This is a genomic window from uncultured Maribacter sp. (assembly GCF_963977385.1).
Classification (GTDB): Bacteria; Bacteroidota; Bacteroidia; order Flavobacteriales; family Flavobacteriaceae; genus Maribacter.
Genome location: NZ_CAXBOU010000020.1, coordinates 1 through 23,408 on the forward strand (window position 1 = coordinate 1; position 23,408 = coordinate 23,408).

17 protein-coding genes and 1 tRNA gene are annotated in these 23,408 nt (G+C 34.5%); 6 read left to right on the forward strand and 12 right to left on the reverse strand.

What is annotated here, in order from left to right; genetic code table 11:
• Positions 1-417 precede the first annotated feature (417 nt).
• Positions 418-1,002, reverse strand: coding sequence for a BfmA/BtgA family mobilization protein (locus AAC084_RS17935; protein ID WP_339841626.1), 585 nt, complete (start codon positions 1,000-1,002; stop codon positions 418-420).
• Between the two features lie 274 nt (positions 1,003-1,276).
• Positions 1,277-2,536: a site-specific integrase gene (locus tag AAC084_RS17940; protein ID WP_339841627.1), complete on the reverse strand. Its 1,260-nt coding sequence runs from the start codon at positions 2,534-2,536 to the stop codon at positions 1,277-1,279.
• A gap of 141 nt (positions 2,537-2,677) precedes the next feature.
• Between AAC084_RS17940 and AAC084_RS17945 the strand changes: the two genes are divergently transcribed.
• Positions 2,678-2,830, forward strand: coding sequence for a hypothetical protein (locus AAC084_RS17945; protein ID WP_339841628.1), 153 nt, complete (start codon positions 2,678-2,680; stop codon positions 2,828-2,830).
• Between the two features lie 101 nt (positions 2,831-2,931).
• Here the strand turns inward: AAC084_RS17945 and AAC084_RS17950 are convergent, their stop codons facing one another.
• Positions 2,932-8,991: an ATP-binding protein gene (locus AAC084_RS17950; RefSeq protein WP_339841630.1), complete on the reverse strand. Its 6,060-nt coding sequence runs from the start codon at positions 8,989-8,991 to the stop codon at positions 2,932-2,934.
• 353 nt (positions 8,992-9,344) lie between these two features.
• Between AAC084_RS17950 and AAC084_RS17955 the strand changes: the two genes are divergently transcribed.
• The 3 genes from AAC084_RS17955 to AAC084_RS17965 are packed head-to-tail and all read left to right on the forward strand — an operon-like array spanning position 9,345 to position 10,713.
• Entirely contained in the window at positions 9,345-9,887 is a 543-nt protein-coding gene (locus AAC084_RS17955) for a hypothetical protein (protein WP_339841631.1), read from the forward strand.
• 2 nt (positions 9,888-9,889) lie between these two features.
• Entirely contained in the window at positions 9,890-10,261 is a 372-nt protein-coding gene (locus tag AAC084_RS17960; protein WP_339841632.1) for a helix-turn-helix transcriptional regulator, read from the forward strand.
• A complete protein-coding gene (locus AAC084_RS17965; protein WP_339841633.1) occupies positions 10,261-10,713 on the forward strand; it encodes a hypothetical protein in 453 nt (150 codons plus the stop codon). The genes AAC084_RS17960 and AAC084_RS17965 overlap by 1 nt, the downstream gene beginning before the upstream one ends.
• 156 nt (positions 10,714-10,869) lie before the next feature.
• Here AAC084_RS17965 and AAC084_RS17970 read toward each other — a convergent pair whose 3' ends face one another.
• From AAC084_RS17970 to AAC084_RS17995, 6 genes are all read right to left on the reverse strand, one after another.
• Entirely contained in the window at positions 10,870-12,591 is a 1,722-nt protein-coding gene (locus tag AAC084_RS17970; protein WP_339841634.1) for a WG repeat-containing protein, read from the reverse strand.
• A gap of 161 nt (positions 12,592-12,752) precedes the next feature.
• Positions 12,753-13,325 (reverse strand): BfmA/BtgA family mobilization protein, encoded by a 573-nt coding sequence (locus tag AAC084_RS17975; protein ID WP_339841635.1) that lies wholly within the window; start codon positions 13,323-13,325, stop codon positions 12,753-12,755.
• A gap of 363 nt (positions 13,326-13,688) precedes the next feature.
• Positions 13,689-14,945: a site-specific integrase gene (locus tag AAC084_RS17980; protein ID WP_339841636.1), complete on the reverse strand. Its 1,257-nt coding sequence runs from the start codon at positions 14,943-14,945 to the stop codon at positions 13,689-13,691.
• A 218-nt stretch (positions 14,946-15,163) separates the two neighbouring features.
• Positions 15,164-15,237, reverse strand: a tRNA-Pro gene (locus tag AAC084_RS17985).
• A 66-nt stretch (positions 15,238-15,303) separates the two neighbouring features.
• Entirely contained in the window at positions 15,304-16,236 is a 933-nt protein-coding gene (locus AAC084_RS17990; protein WP_339841637.1) for an alpha/beta hydrolase, read from the reverse strand.
• On the reverse strand, positions 16,233-17,003 hold the full coding sequence (locus AAC084_RS17995) for a M15 family metallopeptidase (RefSeq protein ID WP_339841638.1): 771 nt from the start codon (positions 17,001-17,003) through the stop codon (positions 16,233-16,235). The genes AAC084_RS17990 and AAC084_RS17995 overlap by 4 nt, the downstream gene beginning before the upstream one ends.
• A gap of 108 nt (positions 17,004-17,111) precedes the next feature.
• On the opposite strand from AAC084_RS17995, the gene AAC084_RS18000 reads away from it, so the two are divergent.
• Positions 17,112-18,236 carry a glycoside hydrolase family 130 protein gene (locus AAC084_RS18000; RefSeq protein WP_339841639.1) on the forward strand — a complete coding sequence of 375 codons (1,125 nt, stop codon included), beginning with the start codon at positions 17,112-17,114 and terminating at the stop codon, positions 18,234-18,236.
• A 34-nt stretch (positions 18,237-18,270) separates the two neighbouring features.
• Positions 18,271-20,058 (forward strand): arylsulfatase, encoded by a 1,788-nt coding sequence (locus AAC084_RS18005; protein ID WP_339841641.1) that lies wholly within the window; start codon positions 18,271-18,273, stop codon positions 20,056-20,058.
• 52 nt (positions 20,059-20,110) lie between these two features.
• Here AAC084_RS18005 and AAC084_RS18010 read toward each other — a convergent pair whose 3' ends face one another.
• Genes AAC084_RS18010 through AAC084_RS18020 form a run of 3 tightly spaced genes read right to left on the reverse strand, consistent with a single transcriptional unit; the run spans position 20,111 to position 23,394 of the window.
• On the reverse strand, positions 20,111-20,932 hold the full coding sequence (locus AAC084_RS18010) for a sugar phosphate isomerase/epimerase (RefSeq protein WP_339841642.1): 822 nt from the start codon (positions 20,930-20,932) through the stop codon (positions 20,111-20,113).
• Positions 20,933-20,946: 14 nt separating this feature from the next.
• On the reverse strand, positions 20,947-21,672 hold the full coding sequence (locus AAC084_RS18015; RefSeq protein WP_339841643.1) for a gluconate 2-dehydrogenase subunit 3 family protein: 726 nt from the start codon (positions 21,670-21,672) through the stop codon (positions 20,947-20,949).
• Positions 21,673-23,394 carry a GMC family oxidoreductase gene (locus tag AAC084_RS18020; protein WP_339841645.1) on the reverse strand — a complete coding sequence of 574 codons (1,722 nt, stop codon included), beginning with the start codon at positions 23,392-23,394 and terminating at the stop codon, positions 21,673-21,675. It lies immediately after the preceding gene.
• Between the last annotated feature and the right edge of the window lie 14 nt (positions 23,395-23,408).

Consider the following 23,408-nt stretch of genomic DNA (forward strand, 5'->3'; position numbering starts at 1 on the left):
ACTTACGAAAGTCCTCGCGGACTTTCTTGGTCGGTAATTATTTACTAAATTAGTTGCATAAACCACGCAACAAACCATATACAAACACGTTGGCATTAATTATGACCCGTCCTGAAATATGTATACAAAACACTTCAAGTATATGTATAAAAATGATGGATATGTAAGACGCTATAGCGAGAGCTTTAAACTAAAAGTCTTAGCAGAACTTTCTCACGCAAATATTTAGTCTACTTAGGGACGTAAGTCCTCGATTTTTTTGAGTTTTAGCGAGCGAAACAAAATTTCGTGCTGCAAGTCCCAAATTCTTACCCCTAACTTTGCGCGTGGTTCCTGTGCGGCTTTTGTAGTGTTCCGGTAGATAAACGTTAAGCAAAAACCGCATAGGGCGCATCCTGCTTATGTTGATTAAATAGTTCATTTATTAATTAGTTCTTGTTCAAGGATATTCAATTCGGTTGCATTAATTTCAATTTTAAAATACGGCTTACCAAAAGCGGGTTCTACTCTTTTTATTTTACGGAGTACTTCTCTAAACTTTCTCAAGTCATTTCCTTTGGACTGAACTAGTTCATGGTATTTATCAAGGGATACAGTTCCTTGCTCCTTATGCCATTCTTCTAGTGTCAACTTTTTTAAACTCTTTTCTAATAAGACAGGTTGCTTATTTTCTTGAATAGCTTGACCTTGAAAAAGACTTAGAAGCATATCATGCGTAGGCTTATGGTATTTAAGTTCTTGTTCTCGAATTAGTTCAATAATATAGTCCAGTCTGCCCTTCATGTAATTTTGAAACGTAATAAAACTAATCATCACCTCACTTTCTGGAGTGATTTTCGTCTTCTCAAAAAAATCAATAATCGTGTCAATAGTGTCTGAATGTGATTTTGAAACTGTCTTGGAAAATGCCCGAAATCGCTCCGCTGTTATTCGATTAATACTAATTGCTGAAAATGTGCTTTTTTTCTTGTTCTTTAAGTCCATTACTGTAATTTTCTTCAACGTTTATAGGGTCTTGTGGCTTGTTTGATACAAATTTTCAATAAACTATAATAAGTAATTATTTTCAATTCATTGAAAATCAATGGTTTGAAACTCTTAACATCGCTTTAGCGTGTTATCCTCTTGCTATTCAAACTTTATCCGCTTCGCTTCTAAACCTTGAATACTTTCAATGAGTACTTTCATAAGGAAAAAGTAGGTGCGCCCTATTCGGTTTTTGCTTAACGCTTACCTATCGGGACGCTACAAAAACCAAACAGGAACCATGCGCATTTCAGTTAAGGTAAGATTTGGGGGCTTCGCTTCTTTGTTTCTCCTTTGCTTCGAAAAGTTTCATTAGGTTTTGCATATCCTCTCCTACTTTCTTTTGTAAAACCCTAGCATAAATCTGAGTGGTGGTGAGTTTAGTATGGCCTAAAAGTTTTGAAACTGTTTCTATAGGAACTCCGTTTGATAGTGTCACTGTTGTAGCAAAAGTGTGGCGCGCTACATGGAAGGTAATGTTCTTATGTATTCCGCAAGCCTTGGCAATCTCCTTCAAATTCTTATTCATCTTTTGATTACTATAAACAGGAAGTAATTTATCTGATGCTACAATTTCGTTTTTGTACTTCTCTAAAATCTTTTTTGCCTTAGGAAGTAATGGAATTTTAAGTTGCTCGTTGGTTTTAATTCTCTTTGTATGTATCCATTTATTTCCATCGATACCAACAAGGATTTGATTGGGATTCAATTCTCTAATATCAATATAGGATAAACCTGTATAACAACTAAATAAGAAGATATCCTTGACTATTTGTAGGCCAATAGTTATGAAGGTAGTTCCTTCAAATAAATCTAGCTCTCGTTCTGTAAGATAGTCCCTTTCATTTTTAACAAACCTTAGCTTGTAGTTCTTAAAAGGATCTTTGTCCAACCACTCCATTCGGATAGCCATGTTAATTATTTTCATCAGTCTAGACATATGCTTCATCACCCCATTATTGGTACAGGTTCTTCTTTCTTTTTTCGGCTTATAGGTTCTAATGTAATTCTCAAAATTTACAATAAACCTATAGTTGAGTTGTACCAAATAAATATCATCCGTTTTGTGCTTTTCTTGGAGGAACTCTCTTAAATAATTCTCAGTAGAGAAATAGTTTTTCAAAGTTCCTATCCTGAGTTCATTGTTGATATTTAGATTGTGGTACTCCACAGACTTCATTAAGGTCATTCGCTGTTCGTCCTCCCCGAAGTACCTTAACTTGATTCCTTTGGCGGTAATCACCTTCCTTTCGGAGTGTAATTGCTTGTGGGCATTGAGAACTTCGGCATGGACGTCATCCAAATAGGTGTTAAGTAAAATGTGATTATGGTCGATTTCTTTGGCTCTACACCTGAAAATATGCCAATTGCACACCGAAATGTCACGTTTTATACTGAATTCAGCGCGCTGTTTATTGACCGTAATTCGGACATAGATGTCCAATAATTCGGGATTACTTCGTTTTCTTCTAGTAAAGAAAATTACTCCTAAAGTGCTGTCTGTACGCATGTTGTAAGTCTTTTTAATTAAACATCTTTTGTTTAAAGACTACATCTAAAATGGTCTAAATGCTATTTAAAGTTAGCACAAAATACGTACCGCTTTGTACACCGAATTGCACACCAGAATGGTGGTTTCAAACGATATCATATGAATGCATGGAAAATGAAAAACCCTGATAATCATACGATTAGCAGGGTTTTGATATTGCCAAAATGGCCGTTCGTCGGGATGACAGAAGTAATGCTATCATCGCAATATGTTAACTATCAGTCTTTTAAAGACTCTATTTTAAATGGTTAACCGAACTCTAAACTCGGTTCAAAATGGCACAAATAGATGCAAATTTTATGCGTCTTTTGCAATACTAAATTAAGAAATATTTTAATATAAAATAAACAAGTTTATATGTCTATTTCAGTAATATTCCAATGGTCATGTTCTTCTTTTATATGTGTGTTATACCTCCTTTGGTGAAACTCCATTCTTCTAAATATTTTTTTATGATGGAATAAATGGCCAACACCAAGAGATTTGATTCTATTTAATCCTTCTTGGGAGATTATAACAAACCAACCAAAACCGCTTTCAGAGTGTAAATTTCTATTGCGATTACCCTCATCATTATTACGCCAAAAGACTGATTCAACAACAATTTCTCCATTTTCATTTACCCAGCGAAAATTACCTTCATCAGATAATTTCAAATTCATTGCTTTAGCCAAACTAGGATTTATGGCTAACCAATTTCTTTTTTTTCCAAAGTTTAAAATCCAATTGTAAAAGCAAATGGAATTGTTTTTGCTTAAATTATGGTAATCCTCAATACGCGCTTTCATATCAACATTAAATATTGTGTGGTTATCCTTTATATCAGATTCCTTCTCTATTGCCACAAAAGCCTGTCTAATTTCACTGCTAATCCCGTCACCTTGTCCTTCAATGATACTATTTTCAGCAAGAACAAAAAACCCATTTTCAACCTGAAAACTCAATTTATCTCTTAAATAATCATCTGATAGTTCATAAACCCAACCTTTTTTTGCAGAAGGTGCATAATCTCTTTCTTCACTGCCTATAATAGAGGATATGAATTTTGGTTTCTTAGTAGGTCCTATAAAAAAAGTTTCTTCTTCAAATTGATTAGAAATAAAATCACAAAGCCATTTATCTAAGTAGTCTAATTCCAATAACTCTTTTAAAACAACCATTAAGCCACACCAAACCTTTTGAGACTGAGGTCTTCTGTATGGTATTTTTAACTCTAGGTCGTGTTTATATATGTTTCTTATCTCTTTTTCGGACAACCCATTTAACCAATCTGGTTGTTTGTGATAGCTTTCTCCAATATTTTTAATTCTGGTCGCAATATTAATTACCTCTAAACCACTATCTTCTGAAATTTTCTTGATATCCTCCATGTATATGTTACAATATTCGATAGGGTCGTTGGTTTCTCTCAAATACCCCGTTTGTTGAATTCTATCCATGCGTTCAATTCCTGATACAATTAATTCTGGGCTATGGACAATTTCAATTGTATAGATAAATGGCAGAGTTTTAGTTTTTGGGTGGTAAAAGGATTCATAATCTTCACCCATACGTTTCACTATTCTACAACCAATAGAATGTATATCATATCGATCGTGATTAACAAGCCCTGTTAACTTCTCGTGGAAATCCCAAACAAAATCTAAATCTATTAAGCTAAGTCCTGCAAGTAGTTTTATAAACTTAAAATCGTATTCATTTTCATGGTAATGATTAAGAATGGCTTTGACTAAAGGTTGGTTTGATTGGAACTCTTCTAGCAGAATCTCAAAAATGATATTATCAAATCCACTCGGTATTTCAGTAAGAAATAGAATTAAAGATTCTAGGATCTTATCATCGGAATCGATTCCGACTATTGAAGGAGAATCGTTTTCTTCATAATGAATGTCAATAAATAGATCCTTATAGCCTTTTATATGTGAATAATAATCATCATAGGAGAATTTGGGGTCGATAATTTTAAAAATATCATCTATTGTATTGAATAATCTACTACTCGATATTTCAATACTGTTGGCAAAATCATTGAAAGCAATATCCCTTACTTCATCTCCCTCATCTATTTTTATCAATTGCTTATAGGTTTTTATTTTACTGCCCCCATCGTATACCCAACTCCAATTAATATCCGAGGAATTTGCAATAGCCTTGTGAAGCAGCTTGCTTATCGTCTTTTTATCACGATTCTTCTTGCCTAAGTGCTCGGCAATATCTGCAAGTTCTGAAACCCCTAAGTTTATTTTTTCTGCAAGGGATTTAATTTCTTCATCTGTTATTTTATCAATTTTCTCAATAATAATTTTTGACCATCTAAAGAAACTATTTGCTTGGTCTTCTTGTTCCAATAAATTAAGAATATCTTGGTAAGAATCCACTTTTACTAAAACCTCGGCATATTCCATTTTATCTAATCCCTTAAGACGTAATTCAGAGGGAGAATTTGATTCTAACTTAGAAGTTAACTCCTGTTCAATTCCGATTTCAGATAAAGGGAGTTCAATATCTTGAGCATATTCCTGTATTGCAGATAAATAGTCCTTTCTTTGTTGATATACCGCATAAATATTTACTTCCTGAACCAATAATTTCAAATCATCCAAACTAGGTTTTAAGGAAAATAATTTGTTCAAGAAAGTACTTCTAAATCTATTTGAACCATCATGGTTGAGAATAACTCTAGAATATAGTTTTATAAAAGAAGTGTTGTTTGAAAACCTTTCTATAAAATGACTTAAGAATGATTCTAAAGCGTCATTTAAGTTAGTAAACTGATTGAATAGTAAATATTTAAATAGATTAAAACTATTTCCTTTACCCAAAGCGTAATTAAAAATCTGTTTAACTATATAGTCTGTAGAATGACTTGTTTTGTGCTTTATAGAATCGAGACTTTTTACATAAGATTCAAACTCTTCTGTTTTATCTTTTTCAAGGCTGACAAGCCAATCAATCATATAATCAAGCTGATAGTCCTTCTCATATCGAATATCAACAGAAATAGACATAAGCCTATTCAAAATATCATTCCCTTTTTCATATTTGTCAAGCTTCGACCAAAGCTCTATTTGTTCTATACCACTTTCTATTCTAGAGCTTATATCACTATATTCTAAAATGGAATTATGTAAGTGATTCAAATAGTTTTCGCACCAAGTATCATTTATTTTTGTGTCGATAACAAAGTCTATTATTTGCTGCTTAGAACTGTTACCCCAATATCGGGAGTAGTTTGACCACTCTTCATCTATCTCTTCTAATATTTCGTTGAAAAATTCATTAGAGATTTTTGAACTAATATTCAGAATTAGATTTACTAATGATGATTTGTTTTGACTGATTGAATATTCGTACTGATAATCGGTAACATCAAAATGAAAATAGTGCATTAATTCCTTAAATCTGAAGCGAAATTCCTTTGCAGCCTCGGGACTATCATGATAAATGTAAGCAAAGGCTTTACCTAATTTTGCAAACTCTTTATAGTACGCCGTAAGGGTTATTTTCGACTCTATCGGGGTAAAATCAGGTTCTTTCTCAAAATTTTTAGATGTAATATAAAATAGGCCTGAATAGTGAAAAATATAATTTAGAAAACCTTCATCAAAGCGATCAAAGTTATTAGAGGACTTAATCTTGTTTGGTGGAAGTAATTGCTTAAAGTAAATTTTTGCTTTATCAAGATTTTTTACTCTCAAAGTATTAAACAATGCCAATCTTTTATTAATCGGATTTGACTGTGTTATTTTCCAAGTCGTTAATCTATCAAGACACTTTTCATAAAATGCGTCTTGATTTGGAAGTTCCCACACTATATCAAAATAGAAAAAGAACTGATTGTATTCGTCAAGGTTTCTTACATATTTTTCTAGTTGATTTAGCCTGCTCCAATCTTCTAATTCAATATATAAATCGGTAAGACCTTCTACTGTTTCTACTATGATATTCCTTTTGCTATTGTTAGGCCTATGCTCATCATAGACTATTTCTAAGTTTTCGATTCGTTTAAAAACGTCTCGCAATTCGTTATATAGACTTGCCAATTTAGCCCAATCAATGATTAAAGAAACTTCATCAATTTCATTCAATTCATTTCTATCATATCTATTCGGAGAAGCTTGTTTTGCAATATCTAAAAGATAATTTGGCTCACCCTTTTTAAGAAGTTCATAGGCCAAATCTTCGTATCCCTTTTTATATAGGTCTAGAGCATATTCTAACACCTTACTATTCGATACTAAAAGCTCCGTTGCATCGAAAACAAATGAATTAGATAGAGCAATTAAATTTAGATTTAAAAAAGTACTAGTATAGTTGCTCAGATAAAAATTATTTATCCTTTGGTCCAACTCTGAATAGCTAACAAAACAGTCAAATAAAGCTTTAGGTTTCTTTGCTTTATACGATGCTTTTGCCGTAATCTTTATATCTTCAAAAATGTACTTGTAATTTCGGAAACTAAACCACTGTGACCTGAAAAATTCTTGATTCCCAAGTTCGACGACTTTTGTAAACTCTTGTGCCTCATATAGATGAAACAGGATATTATACTCATAGTCGTTATCTAAATCTTTTATAACATCATAAATTCTTTGGTGATAGTTTTTATTTAGTTTTTCATTGTATTGATCGGTTATGAAATCTTTGGCGGTTTCTTCTTTCAAAAATTCTTTAAAACTGTTATGGAAGTATTGCCAAATATTATTTTTTCTGAAAAAGTAATGTTCGGAAACTTTCTGTACCTTATTCCAATGTTTACGGCTTTTAATAAAATTAGGTAATAAACTAATATCAACATAAGAGTATCGAAATCTAGAAATTATACCTAGAATGTCGACGAACTCATCCTCATCTTTATTTTTACTCCAGAAGATTTTATATTCATCGTAAATGTCACCCTTAAAATCTTTTTGGGATATAATGGTGTCATAAAGTGATTCATCAGCATTTTTGATTTCCTCAATGGTGTATCGCAGAAATAAAGGATGTCCCAAAGTATTGGAATGTAGAGCAGAAATTTGGTCTTTTGCTAAACTGATTTGATGCGAATCTAAAAGTGTTGTTACTTTAGCTATTGATAATGGAGCTATTACTATTACTCTATTTTCGTCTTGAAGATTAATCTTTATTCTGTCCGGAAGCCCCTCTAGGTTTTCTGTAGTTCTAGTTCCAAGGATAAAGTAGACATTATGTGGTATCTGTTCGGGATTGGGCAATATGTCAATAAGACTTCTGTTGACTTTCTGTTCTCTTTCAATATGGTCTAACCCATCAACAATAATAAAAGTTTTCTCACCCCCTCTGCTCAATATTTCCAATTCGCTATAAAGTTGCTTTTGCAACTGTTGGAAATCGTGGGAAGGCAAATTTTCTTGTTGCGAAAATTGTTTTTCTCTGATTTGAACTAGTAAATCTTTTAAAAAAATATTTGCCTCACCTCTATAACCAAACTCGTTGTTTAATTCTTTATTTACATAAGCATAGTATTTTAGTATATTTTCTTTTCTGCCACTTATCCATTTAGTTAATAGGGTGGACTTTCCTGAACCTGCATTTCCAATTAATGCTATATAACCACCATGTGTATTTTTAAGTAAGTCCTCAAGATTTGTTATAGTTTCATTAATAGGCTGGTAGTGTTCATTATCAACAAAAAAGGAGTGTTTAAAATGTGTTTCGTAACGTGATAACAAACCAAACTCATGTAATATCTGGTTTTCGTTTAAAATGACATTTCCTCTTTTACCAATAATAGTAAAGATCTGTCTAGAAATTTTTTCAATATCATCAATTCTCAAATAGTTGACCCCTAGCTTTGTATTCTTAACCTTTGCATATTCATCTTCAAGCAAAAATCTAAACGATTTGATAAATGCCTCTAGCTCCTCATCATTAGAATTAGAGACAGTTTTCAACTCATTAATTATGGGTGTCCAATCTGATGAAAATGAATGCAACGACTTAGATGAATCGTTTATTTCATCCCAAAAGAAGCTTTTAAATTTTTTAAAATGAGGTTTATCTACACCGCTAAATGATTGAATTTTATCATGAGATGAAGGTTTTTGATTTGATATATAATAGGCTCTTATTTCTTTATTAGGGTATTTGGATTTTAGCAGTGAAAAATCTTCAAAACTTCCTTTAAAAAGATTGTTGTCAGAATTAAGAAAGCTTTTATATGTAAAATTTTCAGTAATATCTTTTACTTGATAAGCCAGTACATAATTTTTACAAATTATAAGTATGTCATCAAGCTTTTTTAATTCTTTGGAAGCGAACTCTACTTCTTCTAACTGATTGTTTAAAAGTGCATCGTAAATTTCCAATGCGCAGATTTCATATTGTTTGTAATAACCTACAATCGCTGAAACTTCACCAGTATTTTTGATTAGTGAATTAAAATCCCTCATTTACATCGTATATGGTTTGTAAAAAATCTATCTACCGTACTAAAAGTACCCAAAATCAAACATTTTTAAACAACAAGTGTGGCTGCTAAGGAACAAATTTGTCGTGGGGACAACATAAGATCGCTTAGCTTTTCTTATAAGAACTAGCATCAATCTCCAAAGTGGGATTAAAAAGAAAATGTTACTAGATGATATATATGCTTGTAATTATAAATCAACTGATTATTTATTTAGATATTTACCGATAAATAAATTCCATTTATACAACCCACACTACAAAATACAATGTTTTCACAACAAAATAACATAGCATTTCACTTATAAGTGAAATTAATTTATATATTTACCGACCAATGAATGGCATAGTACGCTTAAAACATATTGATGATTATTCCAAAGTATGTTACTATTCTGTTTGTTTGAATCAAGAAGATAGAAGTGTTGACTATGTTTATTCTTTATACGAGTCTTTCATTAAAGAGCAGGAAGTTTTGAATCTTGATAAGCTAAACCATATTACTGCATGGTTAGGGGAAATAGGTGATAAATATGGAGCAACTACGAGATATTTTAGACATGAGCAACATCAGGGAGAAGCCATGGGCTTGCCCCCAAATCAAATCGGAAAAGAACCCGTTTATACCGAAGATGGTGAAACAGTACCCAACAACCTTAGATTATATTGTCATAGGTTGAATGAAAATGTGGTTATTTTATTTTCAGGTGCCGTAAAAACTGCAAAAACGCCTCAAGAATGTCCAAATGTGAAAAAGCATTTCGAATTAGCCAATAAACTAACAAACGTAATTGACAGTGCCATCAGAGAACGGGATATCGTTTGGATTGATGGAAATAAGGATATAGACTATTCAGATGACCTAATTCTATACTATTAACTATGAAAAAAAATAAAATCATAAGCAACTGGCTTAAAGAAAAAGGCAATCCTGAAATCGCAAGACTAGTAAGTCTTAATCTTGCCATTTCAAATAAAGTCCATAAAATATTGGAAGAAAGAAAGCTTAGTGATACCGATTTTGCAAAAATGCTAGGAAAAACTCCATCCGAAGTATCCAAGTGGTTAAGCGGCACACATAATTTAACTCAAAAATCCATTATAAAAATGGAAATAGCCCTAGGAGAGCCTCTTATTCACGTAGAACAAGTTGAGAAATACGTTTATTTCCATATTGAAAGAACTACTAGGGAAAAAGTGGAAGAGTATACAGAAGGTAATTATAATACTACCATGCCTGCATACGCAAGCTAATGACAAAACAAAAAATTAATATCGATCCAGCAAAAATACATCTCAAGTTAATTGAAGAGGTGTATTCGAAAATTGAAGAAATCGATGAGGCTGATCAACAGTCGGAATTCGATACAAACCTTGCTCATAAAAGTGCTTATAACATTTCTGCTAATGGTTTTCTACTGGGATTAAAAGTAGAATTCAAAACATCTGGTAAAGACAAAGCGAAATCTTGTCAATTCCGCTATAATTTCCATTTTATTATTGAAAATTTAGAAGAAATGTATCATTTAAATGAGGATGACCTACCTGTTTTCCAGACTTTATTTGTAGCCACATTATCAGGTATCTCCTATTCTACTCTAAGAGGTATTATTTTTGAAAAGACCCTAAGAACCAATTGGAACGGCTTGACACTTCCAGTTGTCGACCCCTCCTTAATATTAAATAGCTGGATTGAAAAAGATTAACTCTAGCTATAAAGGTTGGACTTTTAATTTTGAGGCATTTTTTAAACTGTCCCAAATCCTTACCTCTAAACTTTGCGCACGGATCCTGTTTCGATTTTATAGTGTTCCGGTAGATAAGCGTTAAGTAAAATCGAAATAGGGCGCATCCTATATCTCCTAGTATGAATTGTTTGAAGTAATCAAGTACTCAAACTTTTCTTCAATAAACTCTTTGGAAACGGAGTTGTCAAGGATATTTCCTAAAGTGTCGGTAGCGAAATATTTTCCTGATTCCTTTAAAAAAACTGTATCCAAATCTTTGCCAGTTAAGTAAGGCCATTCCCAATAGATTTGCTCATATTTAATGGGGTGTACTATTTCGTTTTTCCAGTTAATGGTTCCGTACAATTCATCCTGTTTGACTTTTATTAGTTTGCTATTGTTAACGGTTATTTCATTGTAGATTGGAGGAACAACAATTTCGCCTTCCCTACCAATTAACCCATGCTTCCCGTTTTTCACCACAAGATGTTCTTTCGGACCGTATTCTACCCAATTGGAAATTTCATCATATTCCAAAGAAACAATTGTATCCTGTTCTTTGTTGATAATTCCTAACTTACCATTAATACCAGCAATGAATCGGTTATTTTCATCATAGTGGCATGGTCTCAAATAGTCATATTTCAACGGAATGATTTCTTTTCCGCCTTTGGTAAATAAACCGAACTTACCTTTATTTTCGACAATAAGGTAATCAAACCACCGACCTGACCGGATAAAGTTATTTTCGATTGGTATAACCTCTTTGCCCTGCCAGTTAATTAGACCGTACTTATTATTTCGCAAGACTACCGAATAACTATAACCGTTAACAACTTGAAACTTCTGAATGGAATCGTATTCCAAAGGAATAAGAATATTACCATCATAATCTGATACCCCAAACTTCCCATTTTGATTTTTTAGTATCAGGGTGCCTTTTGAAATAGTATCAAACTTGAAATAGTTGGGCACAATAGACTTATATCGGATTGGTAAAATCTTGTTTGCAAAAGAATCAAAAATTCCATTTAATCCATTTAATCTAATCTTATATCGTTCGGAGGGATACGGAAAATATTCAATTGATTCATATTTTGGTTCGAGAATGAAACGATCTTCAGGGTCAATCAAACCGAATCCCATATATGTTTCAATTATCGCTCTTTTCGATTGATCGAAGGCAATAGGTTTTGTATACTTTCCGTAGGGAATTACAACATTAAAATTTTCATTAATGAACCCATACTTACCGTCAATATTTACCAGACATGGGCCATTTTTGAAGTAGGTATAATTATCTTCGTTATATTTGCCTTCGACTATCCGATCATATTGGAAATCTGTCAATTTCCGTCCATCACATGAAAAAAAACCCCATTTATTGTTCTGGGATAGACAAACGTATGAATCCAATTTGTTGAAACTAGCTTTTTCATACTTTATTGGTATTACCTCATTTCCAGATTTATCTATAAACCCCCATTTCCCATTTTGCTTTGCAGCAGCAAGACCACAATTATAAAAATAGCCCTCATTGTCAAATTCAAATGGAACCATAATTTCTCCTGACCTAGTTAAATGGCCCCATTTCCCATTCATTTTTGCTGGTGCCAGACCATTTGAGAAAAGCCCTATGTCCTCATAAATAAAATCAACAAGAGTATCTTGGTTGATATTGATGTAGCCAGAACGACCTTCATTATGGGCAAGGATCATTCCTTCTTTATCAAGCGGATTTAGAAACTCATATTTGTTAAGAGGGATGAGAGTGTCGCCATTTGAATCTATATAGCCCCAACTTTCATCATAATAAATTCGTTTAAATGGTTCTTTAAAGCTTTGGGGCTTTTCCATCCGTGTAACGCAGGAAAAGGAGAGTAAAAGCAGTGTAAAATAAAAAAGCGATTTCTTTATCATTGTTTGGTCGAAGTCAGTCAGAATAAACTAAAATAACAAAAAGCGTTCCAATTAAATTTCAGGAGTTTAACAAAAATGCAAAGTGAATCCGATAAAAACTAAATTTGGTTTCCATTTAATTCCTTTCGAATCCTTTCCAATTCAACTGCATCAATTTCAACTTTAAAATAAGGCTTCCCAAAAGTGGGTTCTACTTTAGTAATACTTTCCAGAACTTTAAAAAAAGTTTGTCGGTCTTTGCTTCTTGCTTTTATGGCATCGTGGTATTTTTCGAAGGAAACTTTCCCCTCTTCCATATTCCACTCCTCTCTAGTCATTCTCATGCTCTTTTTGTCCACGAGTAAGGGTTGCTCTTTTTTCTTCAATGCCGTTCCCTCGAATAGGCTTTTAAGCATATCATGGGTGGGCTTTAGCTGCTCACGCTCCATCCTACGCAATACTTCCTCTATATAATCAATACGTCCCATCATGTAGTTTTGGAACTTGATAAAGCTAATAATCACTTCACTTTTGGGAGTTATTTTCGCTTTTTCAAAAAAGTCGATCATGGTATCAATCGTATCCGAATGTGATTTTGAAACGGTTTTGGAATAGGCACGGAATCGCTCAGCGGTTATCCGATTGATACTTATAGCCGAAAAGGTATTTTTTCTTTTAATTTTCACATCCATTACTGTAATTTTTATTAATGTTTTCAGGCGTTTCCAGAAGGTTTGACGCAAATTTGTCCTAGTGGAAAACTCATGAGTACTTCTATAATTTTTATAATCAATTGAATAGCAGTATTTTAATCGTTAAACGATTTATGTCATCAAAACGGTTTACTGTAAATTCTTTCAGTGTTTTTAGAGGCTTACAGGGTGTTTGACGCAAATTTAGCCTAAGCTCCATAACCAGAATGTTTTCAATTAATTGAAAATCAATGGTTTGAATATCGTAACATCGCTTTAGCGTGTTACCCTCTTGCTATTCAAACCTTCTCCGCTTCGCTACTAAAATTTGAATACCTCTAAATGGTTTGCCTAATTTGAAAATCAATCGCCGACTTTAGAAAGTTTCTGTTGCTTTTTGGACTCAAATTGGGCAATCAAATTTTGCATGTCCTCCCCGACTTTCTTCTCTAACACCCGTGCATAAATTTGTGTAGTGGTCAATTTTGCATGGCCCAACATTTTTGACACCGTTTCAATGGGTACACCATTGGAAAGTGTTACCGTGGTAGCAAAAGTATGCCTGGCGGAATGAAATGTGATTTTTTTATGGATACCACAAGCCTTTGTAATCACTTTCAAGTAGCTATTCATCTTTTGATTGCTGAAAACAGGTAGCAACTTACCCTCTGGATGCTGCCTCATTTCATCAGCATATCTTTTAATGATGGCCTTTGCTTTTGGTAGTAGTGGAATCTTGACGATTTCGTTCGTTTTTTCCCTTTTGGTATGCAACCAATAATTCCCATCGATACCCAAAACCATTTGTTCGGCTAATAACTGCTTTACGTCTATATAGGCCAAACCTGTATAACAGGAAAATAGAAATACGTTCCGAACCTTTTCGTAACCCGCACCTTTAAAAGTTGTTTCCTCGATTAGTTCGAGTTCTCTTTCGGACAAGTAACTCCGATTATGTTTTTGAAAATTTAACTTGAATTGGTGAAAAGGGTCTTTCTCCAACCATTCCAACTTGACCGCAAGGTTGGTCATTTTCATCAAGCGTTCCAAGTGCTTCATCGCACCGTTGTTGGAGCAAGTCCGTCTTGCCTTATCCGGCTGATAATTTCTTAGATACTGTTCAAAATCCGCAATAAATCGGTAATTCAATTGCTTCAAGTAGATGTCGGGGGTCTTGAATTTATCCCTCAAAAATCTATGCAGATAGCGTTCCGTGGAATAGTAGTTCTTCATCGTACCGTATTTCAGTACGGAATCCATAGTGGTATTGTGGTACTTGACCAATTCCATCAAGGTCTTGTGTTGTTCGTCCTGCCCCAAATAACGGGCTTTGACGGCTTGTGCGGTAATCACTTTACCTTCGGAAAGCAATTGCTTATGCGCCTCCATAATTTGTACATACACCTCATCCAAATAGCTGTTGAGCAGTCTTGCTTTTTGGGTCGTTCCAATGACCCTTCCTTTGGAAACGTCCCAAACATTCACCGAAGTATAACGTTTTAGACTGATTTCGGCGCGCCTTCCATCGACCGTAATCCGGGCATAAATTGTTAGCTTATCGGGATTATAGGTAATGTCCCGAGTGAAAATAAGTACTGCTAAAGTGCTGTTGTTGCGCATGATACACGTCTTTTGAATTAAACAAACCTTGTTTGCAAAGACGACCTTAAATAGCCCTAAATGCTACTTAAATTTACAACAACTTGTATACCGATTCATTCACCGAACTCTACACCTTTTATATGATATCAAATGAATTCATTTGAATACATTAAAAACAAAAAGCACTGTCAACCAGTCAGTTAACAGTGCTTTGATACCACTTAAAAAGTGGTTCGTCGGGATGACAGGATTTGAACCTGCGACCACTCGACCCCCAGCCGAGTGCGCTACCGGACTGCGCTACATCCCGAATTTGGATTGCAAAAATATAAAAGTTAACTAGATTATCTTCTATGTTCTTCTGGTAAAATAAAAACTATTCAAGGCTTTCTATCCAGGCATGCATAAGCTCTGGCCAACCTTTTAAATACTGATCTTTAAGTGCTAACGAAAAACCATGTCCTCCTTTTGGATAAATATGCATTGTAGCCGAGATTCCTTTATCCTTTAGGGCCTTATAAAAAAGTAAACTATTCTCAACTGGAACGGCGGTATCGTCGGTAGCATGAAGCAAAAAAGTTGGAGGCGTATTTGTGGTAACCTGTTTTTCATTTGAAAATGAATCTAGATTTTTTTGGGAAGGATTCTTACCTAATAAATTTTTCTTAGAACCTTCATGAGTCATGGGGCCCATACTTATTACTGGGTACCCTAATACCATAAAATCTGGTCGGGCACTTTGTTTATCCACATCATCTATAGGGTCATAAACCTGATTATCAAAGTGTGTGCCCAAGGTAGATGCGAGATGTCCGCCAGCAGAAAATCCGATTATACCAATTTTATCTATATCTATATTAAATTTTTCAGCATCATAACGAACCATTCGTATAGCTCTTTGAGCATCTATTAATGGTACATTTTGTTTATTTGTTTGCGATGCATCTGATGGTAATCTATATTTAACAACTATACCTGCAATACCTTTACCATTCAGATATTTTGCAATATCCGTTCCTTCCCAGTCATAGGCTAGTATTCGATAACTACCACCTGGAAATATTAACATTGCCTCACCTGTAGCATTCTGTTTGGCAGGCAAAAATACTTCAATTGTAGGTTCTTGTACATTTGCGTATCTGTGAATTCCACCTGTTTCTATATATTCTTCTTTTTTATCACTTGCTTTCCAATTTGGTATCTTATTCTTTGGCCATAATGGTATAATAATATCTTGTGCCATGATTTGCCCTCCAAAAATTAATACAATAAGCAATGTTATATATTTCATATCTCTAACCTTTTTCATTCACATATCCATTTAAAGTTGGCTATAGGATCATTAGATGCTCCTTGTAAGTTATAGTGCCACCATTCTGTTCTTGTCGACCAGAAACCATATTTCTCCATGGTTTCTTTCAATAATTTTCTATTTTCTAAAATTTCTTTCGGCAAATCAAAATTATCATGATACGCACGTTTACCGAAAAAATCAAAATCCGTACCCATATCCAACTCCTCCCCTTCTATAGTTACCAAAGTAATATCTACGGCCCCACCTTTGTTATGAATAGAACCTTTAACAGGATTTGCCACATATTGCGGATTGGGAACTATCTTCCACATTTTGTATTGTACTGAATTTGGCCGGTAACAATCATAAAATTTTATTTTAACTCCGTGTTCCTTAAATTCTTTATTAACTGCTAACAAAGCTTTTACAGTTTTTACCCTAGTATAGCATTCAGCACAATCGTATACTTTTTCTTTTAAGAAATTATTATCGGTAGCATATCTTAAATCAAAGGCAAAACCATCGCTGTAATCTGCCAATCTTACAAATGTTGTATCAATAAGTGAAGCTAAAGGCACTACCTCCTTTTTACTTTTTAATTCTATAATATCAGTTTTAGGCAAAGAATCTACTTTTACGAATACATTTGTCGGTGTTGACTCAGGTATTTCTGTCTTAACATTTTCTTTACAAGAAAGTATCAACACCAAATTAAAAAACGCTATCATTCTTAATCTAAAGCTTTTTCTAAATTCTTGTTTTAAAGTCATTAAGCAACTCATTTTCTTTACCCTTCTGTTATTCAACATCTTCCTTTAATAGGTTACGTACTTGTAGAATAATAACTACCTTACTTGTACCTTTTAATTATAGCAATTTAACCAAAAACTATGAACCACCATATATCGTTATTTTTCACACTCGCAATTTTGTTTATCTCTTGTAAAGATGAAAAAGGCTCAACATCTGAATCTAAAGAAGTTAACAAATCTCCTTGGTTGCTAGGTTTTGAAAAAACCAAAATAAATCCAATAATGCAGGCAGATTCGACCTATACATTTTTAGACCCAATATCAAACAACGAAGTAAAATGGCAAAAAGCCGATGTTTTTAATCCTGGAGCAATCGTAAAAAACGATACTGTATTTCTATTATTTAGGGCAGAGGATAATCCTGCTGCTATTTTAGGCGGAAGAACCTCTCGTATCGGATTGGCTTATAGTACAAACGGGATTGACTTCACAAAATATCCTGAACCTGTACTATTCCCAGATAATGACGAATTTTCGCAATGGGACCAACCTGGCGGAATCGAAGACCCACGTGTCGTGGAAACTCCTGATGGCACCTTTATTATGTTATACACAAGTTGGAATAAAGATGTTGCCCGTCTATCAAGTGCGACTTCTAAAGACCTGAGAAATTGGTCTAAACAAGGCCCTATTTTTGAAGATGCTAATGATGGTAAGTTTTTAAATGAATGGAGCAAATCGGGTTCTATTGTAACAGAGCTGGCAGATGGAAGATTGATTGCGAAAAAGATAAACGGGAAGTACTTAATGTATTGGGGCGAGCTATTTGTAAATCTTGCAACTTCTAGTAATGGTGTCGATTGGGAGCCAACATTGACCGAAACAGGAGAATTACTGCATAGTTTTAAACCAACTTTAAATGAGTTCGATAGCCACTTAACCGAACCAGGTCCTCCTGCCCTATATACAGATGCAGGCATTCTTTTACTATACAATGGAAAGAATTTAAGCGGCGAAGGTGCCACAGACAAATTTCCAGAAGGAACCTATTGTGGAGGGCAAGTTTTATTCGATAAAAATGACCCAACTAAGATGATAGAAAGACTAGACACTCCTTTTATCTGTCCTAGCCTACCACATGAAATAAGCGGTCAGTATAAGGCCGGTACTACCTTCATTGAAGGTTTGGTCTATTTTAAAGATAAATGGTTTCTATATTATGGAACAGCAGATTCTATGGTGGGTTTAGCGGTTAAAGAGTAAATTTTAAAAATCCAGTAAAGTCTTTAGATATTTCATGAAGCAATTTAAAATATTAAGCATTCTTATCTTTTTATCAGCACTAATTTCTTGTGTTGAAAAAGTAAAGGAAAAAAGCTCGAAACCCTCAATAAAAAAACCTAACATAATTCTGATTCTTGCTGATGACCAAGGCTGGGGCGATTTAAGTAGCAATGGTAACACCAATCTAAATACACCCAATATTGACTCTTTAAGAATTAATGGAGCATCCTTTGAAAATTTCTATGTGCAACCAGTTTGCTCACCCACACGAGCCGAATTATTGACCGGTAGATATTTTACTCGTATGGGCGTTTATGAAACCTCATCTGGAGGTGAACGTTTTAATTTGAATGAAACTACCATAGCTGAACTTCTTAAAAATGTAGGTTATCATACTGCTGCATTTGGCAAATGGCATAATGGTATGCAACCTCCCTATCACCCAAATTCAAGAGGATTTGAACAGTTTTATGGTTTCGCTTCTGGCCATTGGGGTAATTACTTTAGTCCCATGTTAGAATATAATGGAGAGATAGTTAAAGGGAATGGTTTTTTAGTAGATGACCTTACAGATAAAGGACTTGATTTTATTGAGAAGAATGCCAATGAAGCATTCTTTCTTTATCTGCCCTACAACACCCCTCATAGTCCAATGCAAGTACCTGATAAATATTGGGATAGAATGAAATACAAGTCCTTAGAATTACTTTCTGAAGCTGATATAGGGGAAGATTTACAATTTACAAAAGCCGCGTTGGCCATGGTCGAAAATATAGACGATAATGTTGGCAGAGTTACCGATAAAATTAAACAGCTAGGTTTAGAAGAGGACACCATCATTATTTATCTTTCAGACAATGGACCTAATTCATACCGATGGAACGGTGGCATGAAAGGTAAAAAAGGATACGTAGATGAAGGTGGCGTTCGTACTCCATTCTATATTCAATGGGTGAACCATATTGAAAAAGGGTTGAACCTTACCGAAGTAGCAAGTGGTATCGATATTTTGCCAACCCTTTGCAATTTACTATCGATACCTATAAAAACAGAAAAGCCAATTGATGGCATAGATTTGAGCGCATTACTATTAGGAAATGCTGTACCTATTAAAGACCGTTTTATCTATAATCATTGGAATGGTAAAACAAGTGTTAGAAGTCAGCAATTTAGATTAGATGAAGAAAATAGACTTTACGATATTAGTATTGATCGTGGTCAAAAATTTGATGTATCGAATAAATATCCACAAATTACAGACTCACTAATTACGGCAAAGAATAGCTGGGAAAAAGAGACGATTCAAATAACCAAGGAAAACGATAAACGTGATTTCACATTGGGTTACCCAAAAGCATTATATACTCAGCTGCCTGCAAGAGACGGTGAAGCCCATGGAAATATTAAACGAAGTAATCAATGGCCTAATGACTCATTTTTCACAAATTGGATATCAGTTAAAGATTCAATTATCTGGAATATTGAGGTAATTGACGATGGAAGATTTGAGGTAGAATTGTACTATACGTGCCCAGAAATAGATTTAGGGTCAATTGTTGAACTAAGCTTTAACAATAGTAAAATAGCTAAGAAAATTATAGAACCACATAACCCCAAATTAATTGGCATGAACGAGGATAGAGTTCCAAGAATGGAATCTTATGTTAAAGATTTTAAACCGCTTAATTTAGGTGTTATTACCCTTTCCAAAGGAAGTGGCACACTCACACTCAAAGCCTTAAAAATAGAAGGTAGCCAAGTTGGTGACTTTAGGTTATTACAGTTTAAAAAAATAGAATAAAAAAAGCCCAAACTTCATAATTGAAATATGGGCTTTTTATGGTTAATTGGTTCTATTTTTCTAATTGACCTAGATATTCTAAGCTTTTAGGCACCTGTGAAACTACATCAGATGATTCATCTTCAATAAACATATATTCTATACCTAACTTTTTAGCTTCGGCAACAATACCTGAAATATCTACTTGACCTGTACCTAGCACAACATTAGAATCATCTTCTTCATGGCCGGTATCGTTTCCAACTACATCCTTGTGCATATCTTTTAAATGAAGTAAGACAAACTTTTTAGGATACTTTTTCATCAAAGCTAACGGATCTGCACCACCATGTTGTGCCCAAAATACATCTAATTCAAAACTGAAATCAGTTGCATTCTTGGCCATATAATCGAACAACGTACCATTCTTATAAGGTCTAAACTCATACCCATGCGCATGATAAGCTAGGGTGAGTCCATTTTTCTTCAAAATCTTACCTGCTTTATTAAAAACATTGGTTGCATGTTCTGTTTCTTCCAAATCCCATTTGTTACCATCATGAGGTACCCAAGCACACATTACATATTTAGCGTCAAAATCTTTAGCGTTTTTAATGACTTTTTCGATGTCATTCTCTAAGTCATCAAAACCAGCACCTACACTTACTACGTCTAAATTGTTTTTATCAAGTAAAGCTTTAAAATCATCAACGGGCATACCATAAGTGTCTCCTCCTTCAATTTTAGTAATTCCCCATTCATTAATTAGGCCCAATGTATTTGATACATCAACTTTAAATTGATCCCGCAAACTATAGAGTTGCAAGCCAACCTCTTGTGACTGCCCCAGAAAACCACTACCCAAAAGGATAGTGGCTATGATAATTCTTTTCATATTATTTCTTTTATCTAGGTAAGTAAATTACCATTTTCATCCCATTCGGCGATGACATTTCTTTGGCTCTGATCTACACACTTTGCTATCCATGCTGGATCATAAGCTACACCATGCTGGTCAAGAACATCTTGAGGTACCCCATCCCAAACATTAGGTGAATTACCTTTATAGCCTAGTTCTGCTATACCTACTTCAGAGGTATAATAACCTGTTACGGTTAGGCCTCGCATCATATAAAAAAACTGTATTTCTAAAGGTTGTTTTTCTAAAGGTATTTCCTCATCGTGCCAACAAATTTCATCACAGATCTGTTTCTTTTGTTCTAAGGTAATAGACTTAAACTCTGCTCCGAATTCTGTATTACTCTTATGATCCAACCACATTAAGCCACCTAACAGCGTAGGTGCCATTTCTGGAATATCTTTTCCCATGAATTCTACAAGGTCGGGAACACCAGCCTCAATAGGTCCGCCATGCGGTTCTTTTGCAGGAAGAATAACTACAGCCAATGCTGCAATAGTTTCCATCTCATGTTCATTAAATAATTGCTCTGCATTTATTTTTTCAATACGCTCCAATTCTTCTGGCGTTCTTCCAAAATATTTCTCACTACCACTGATAATAGCTTCATCGATAGTATCAGCGTTTTCCGTTTTACAGGAATTAAATACTAAACCAGTACTGGCCGCAGCACCACCAAGTATTAATGTTTGTAAACTCTTTCTTCTGTCCATCATCTAAATGTTTTGTGCTTTAAGTTGTTCAATAATATAGTCAGATGCTCTCCATGAAAGTGCCATTATTGTCCAAGTACAATTCTTATCTGCTTGAGAAACGAAAACCCCTGCATCTACAATGAAAACATTGTCAACATCATGTAACTGCTGATACTTATTAGTTACGGAAGTCTTTGGGTCATCACCCATTCTTGTCGTTCCTACTTCATGTATTATTTCACCTGGTTTATGTAGCCCATAATCTTTATCCTTACCAGGTTTATCACCTAAATAATGACCACCCATATTATGAATTAGCTCTTCAAAAGTATCTTGCATATGCTTGGCTTGATTTCTTTCTAAATCTGACCACTTGTAATTAAACTTTAATACAGGAATACCAAATTGATCAACAGTTGTTGGGTCAATTTCACAATAGTTATCTTTTCGAGCAAGACCTTCACCACGACCACCAAAACCAATTACTGAACCGTAATATTTTTTTACATCATCTCGCAAACTATCTCCATAACCTCCAGATTTTAATCCGAAGTATTTGTTCATTGCATTAGGATCAAAACCAAAACCATAATTAGGTTGACTCATACCTCCCCAAACTTCAATATGATACCCTCTAGGGAAATCTAGCTTGGAATTATCGCCCCACCATGGCGAATACACATGCATACCACCAACACCATCTTCATTATAAGAAGTCTTTCTATCTAACAATCCTGGGATGATACCTGCGGCACTTGCACCAGTTGAATCATGTAAATACTTACCTACATGATTACTACTATTTCCTAATCCGTTAGGGTGTTGTTTACTTTTAGAGTTTAACAAAATTCGCGCCGAACTACATGCAGATGCAGCCAATACGACAACCTTTCCTCTAAGCTTGTATTCTTTTCTATCGTCTTTACTGATGTATGAAACTCCTGTTGCTTTACCTTCCTCATTGGTCGTTATTTCGCGAACCATTGAATTAACGAATATCTTTACTTTACCACCACTCTTCTGTGCTGGAAATATTAAACAGCTACCCGCTGAGAAATCGGCATATACAGAACAAGAACGGGAACATTGCCCACAATAGAAACAAACACCGCGATCTTCATTAATTCTTTTGGTCAACATTGAAAGTCTACCCGGTATTACAGGGATATTAGATTTCTTTGCGCCATTGATATAAAACAACTCATGCAATCTTGGTTTCGGGGGAGGAAGAAAGAATCCGTCAGGATCATTCTCACGGCCTTCATTGGTTCCAAAAACACCAATTAGCTTATCTAATTTATCATAGTAAGGTTTAACATCATCATACCCTATAGGCCAATCATCACCATGCCCATCACGCGTTTTTCCTTTAAAATCTTTTGGTCCGAATCGTAAAGAAATTCGTCCCCAATGGTTGGTTCGTCCACCTAACATTCTTGCTCTCCACCACTTAAACTCTGTACCTTCTTCATGTGTGTATGGCTCTCCATCAACTTCCCAGTCTCCCCAAGACATATCCCATTCACCAAAAGCACGATCAGTTCCTGCTCCTCTACGAGGAGAATCATATGGTTGCTTTAATTGAGTCATAGTTTTAGGATCAGCTGGGTCAAAAAATGGACCCGCCTCAACTACAGCTACATTAAGACCAGCATCTGCCAACTGTTTGGTAGCCATTCCACCACCAGCGCCAGAACCAACAATAATGACATCATATAATTCTGAGGATTCTTTTATCTGCATAATTTCGAATTAGT

What these genes read in the sequence shown, in the direction of transcription:
- AAC084_RS17940 (WP_339841627.1), bottom strand. Translation starts at nt 2,536, where the DNA reads ATGCGTACAGACAGCACTTTAGGAGTAATTTTCTTTACTAGAAGAAAA.
- AAC084_RS17980 (WP_339841636.1), bottom strand. Translation starts at nt 14,945, where the DNA reads ATGCGCAACAACAGCACTTTAGCAGTACTTATTTTCACTCGGGACATT.
- AAC084_RS17950 (WP_339841630.1), bottom strand. Translation starts at nt 8,991, where the DNA reads ATGAGGGATTTTAATTCACTAATCAAAAATACTGGTGAAGTTTCAGCG.
- AAC084_RS17975 (WP_339841635.1), bottom strand. Translation starts at nt 13,325, where the DNA reads ATGGATGTGAAAATTAAAAGAAAAAATACCTTTTCGGCTATAAGTATC.
- AAC084_RS17995 (WP_339841638.1), bottom strand. Translation starts at nt 17,003, where the DNA reads ATGAGTTGCTTAATGACTTTAAAACAAGAATTTAGAAAAAGCTTTAGA.
- AAC084_RS17955 (WP_339841631.1), top strand. Translation starts at nt 9,345, where the DNA reads ATGAATGGCATAGTACGCTTAAAACATATTGATGATTATTCCAAAGTA.
- AAC084_RS17970 (WP_339841634.1), bottom strand. Translation starts at nt 12,591, where the DNA reads ATGGAAAAGCCCCAAAGCTTTAAAGAACCATTTAAACGAATTTATTAT.
- AAC084_RS18000 (WP_339841639.1), top strand. Translation starts at nt 17,112, where the DNA reads ATGAACCACCATATATCGTTATTTTTCACACTCGCAATTTTGTTTATC.
- AAC084_RS17945 (WP_339841628.1), top strand. Translation starts at nt 2,678, where the DNA reads ATGAATGCATGGAAAATGAAAAACCCTGATAATCATACGATTAGCAGG.
- AAC084_RS18005 (WP_339841641.1), top strand. Translation starts at nt 18,271, where the DNA reads ATGAAGCAATTTAAAATATTAAGCATTCTTATCTTTTTATCAGCACTA.
- AAC084_RS18020 (WP_339841645.1), bottom strand. Translation starts at nt 23,394, where the DNA reads ATGCAGATAAAAGAATCCTCAGAATTATATGATGTCATTATTGTTGGT.
- AAC084_RS17960 (WP_339841632.1), top strand. Translation starts at nt 9,890, where the DNA reads ATGAAAAAAAATAAAATCATAAGCAACTGGCTTAAAGAAAAAGGCAAT.
- AAC084_RS18015 (WP_339841643.1), bottom strand. Translation starts at nt 21,672, where the DNA reads ATGATGGACAGAAGAAAGAGTTTACAAACATTAATACTTGGTGGTGCT.
- AAC084_RS17990 (WP_339841637.1), bottom strand. Translation starts at nt 16,236, where the DNA reads ATGAAAAAGGTTAGAGATATGAAATATATAACATTGCTTATTGTATTA.
- AAC084_RS17965 (WP_339841633.1), top strand. Translation starts at nt 10,261, where the DNA reads ATGACAAAACAAAAAATTAATATCGATCCAGCAAAAATACATCTCAAG.
- AAC084_RS18010 (WP_339841642.1), bottom strand. Translation starts at nt 20,932, where the DNA reads ATGAAAAGAATTATCATAGCCACTATCCTTTTGGGTAGTGGTTTTCTG.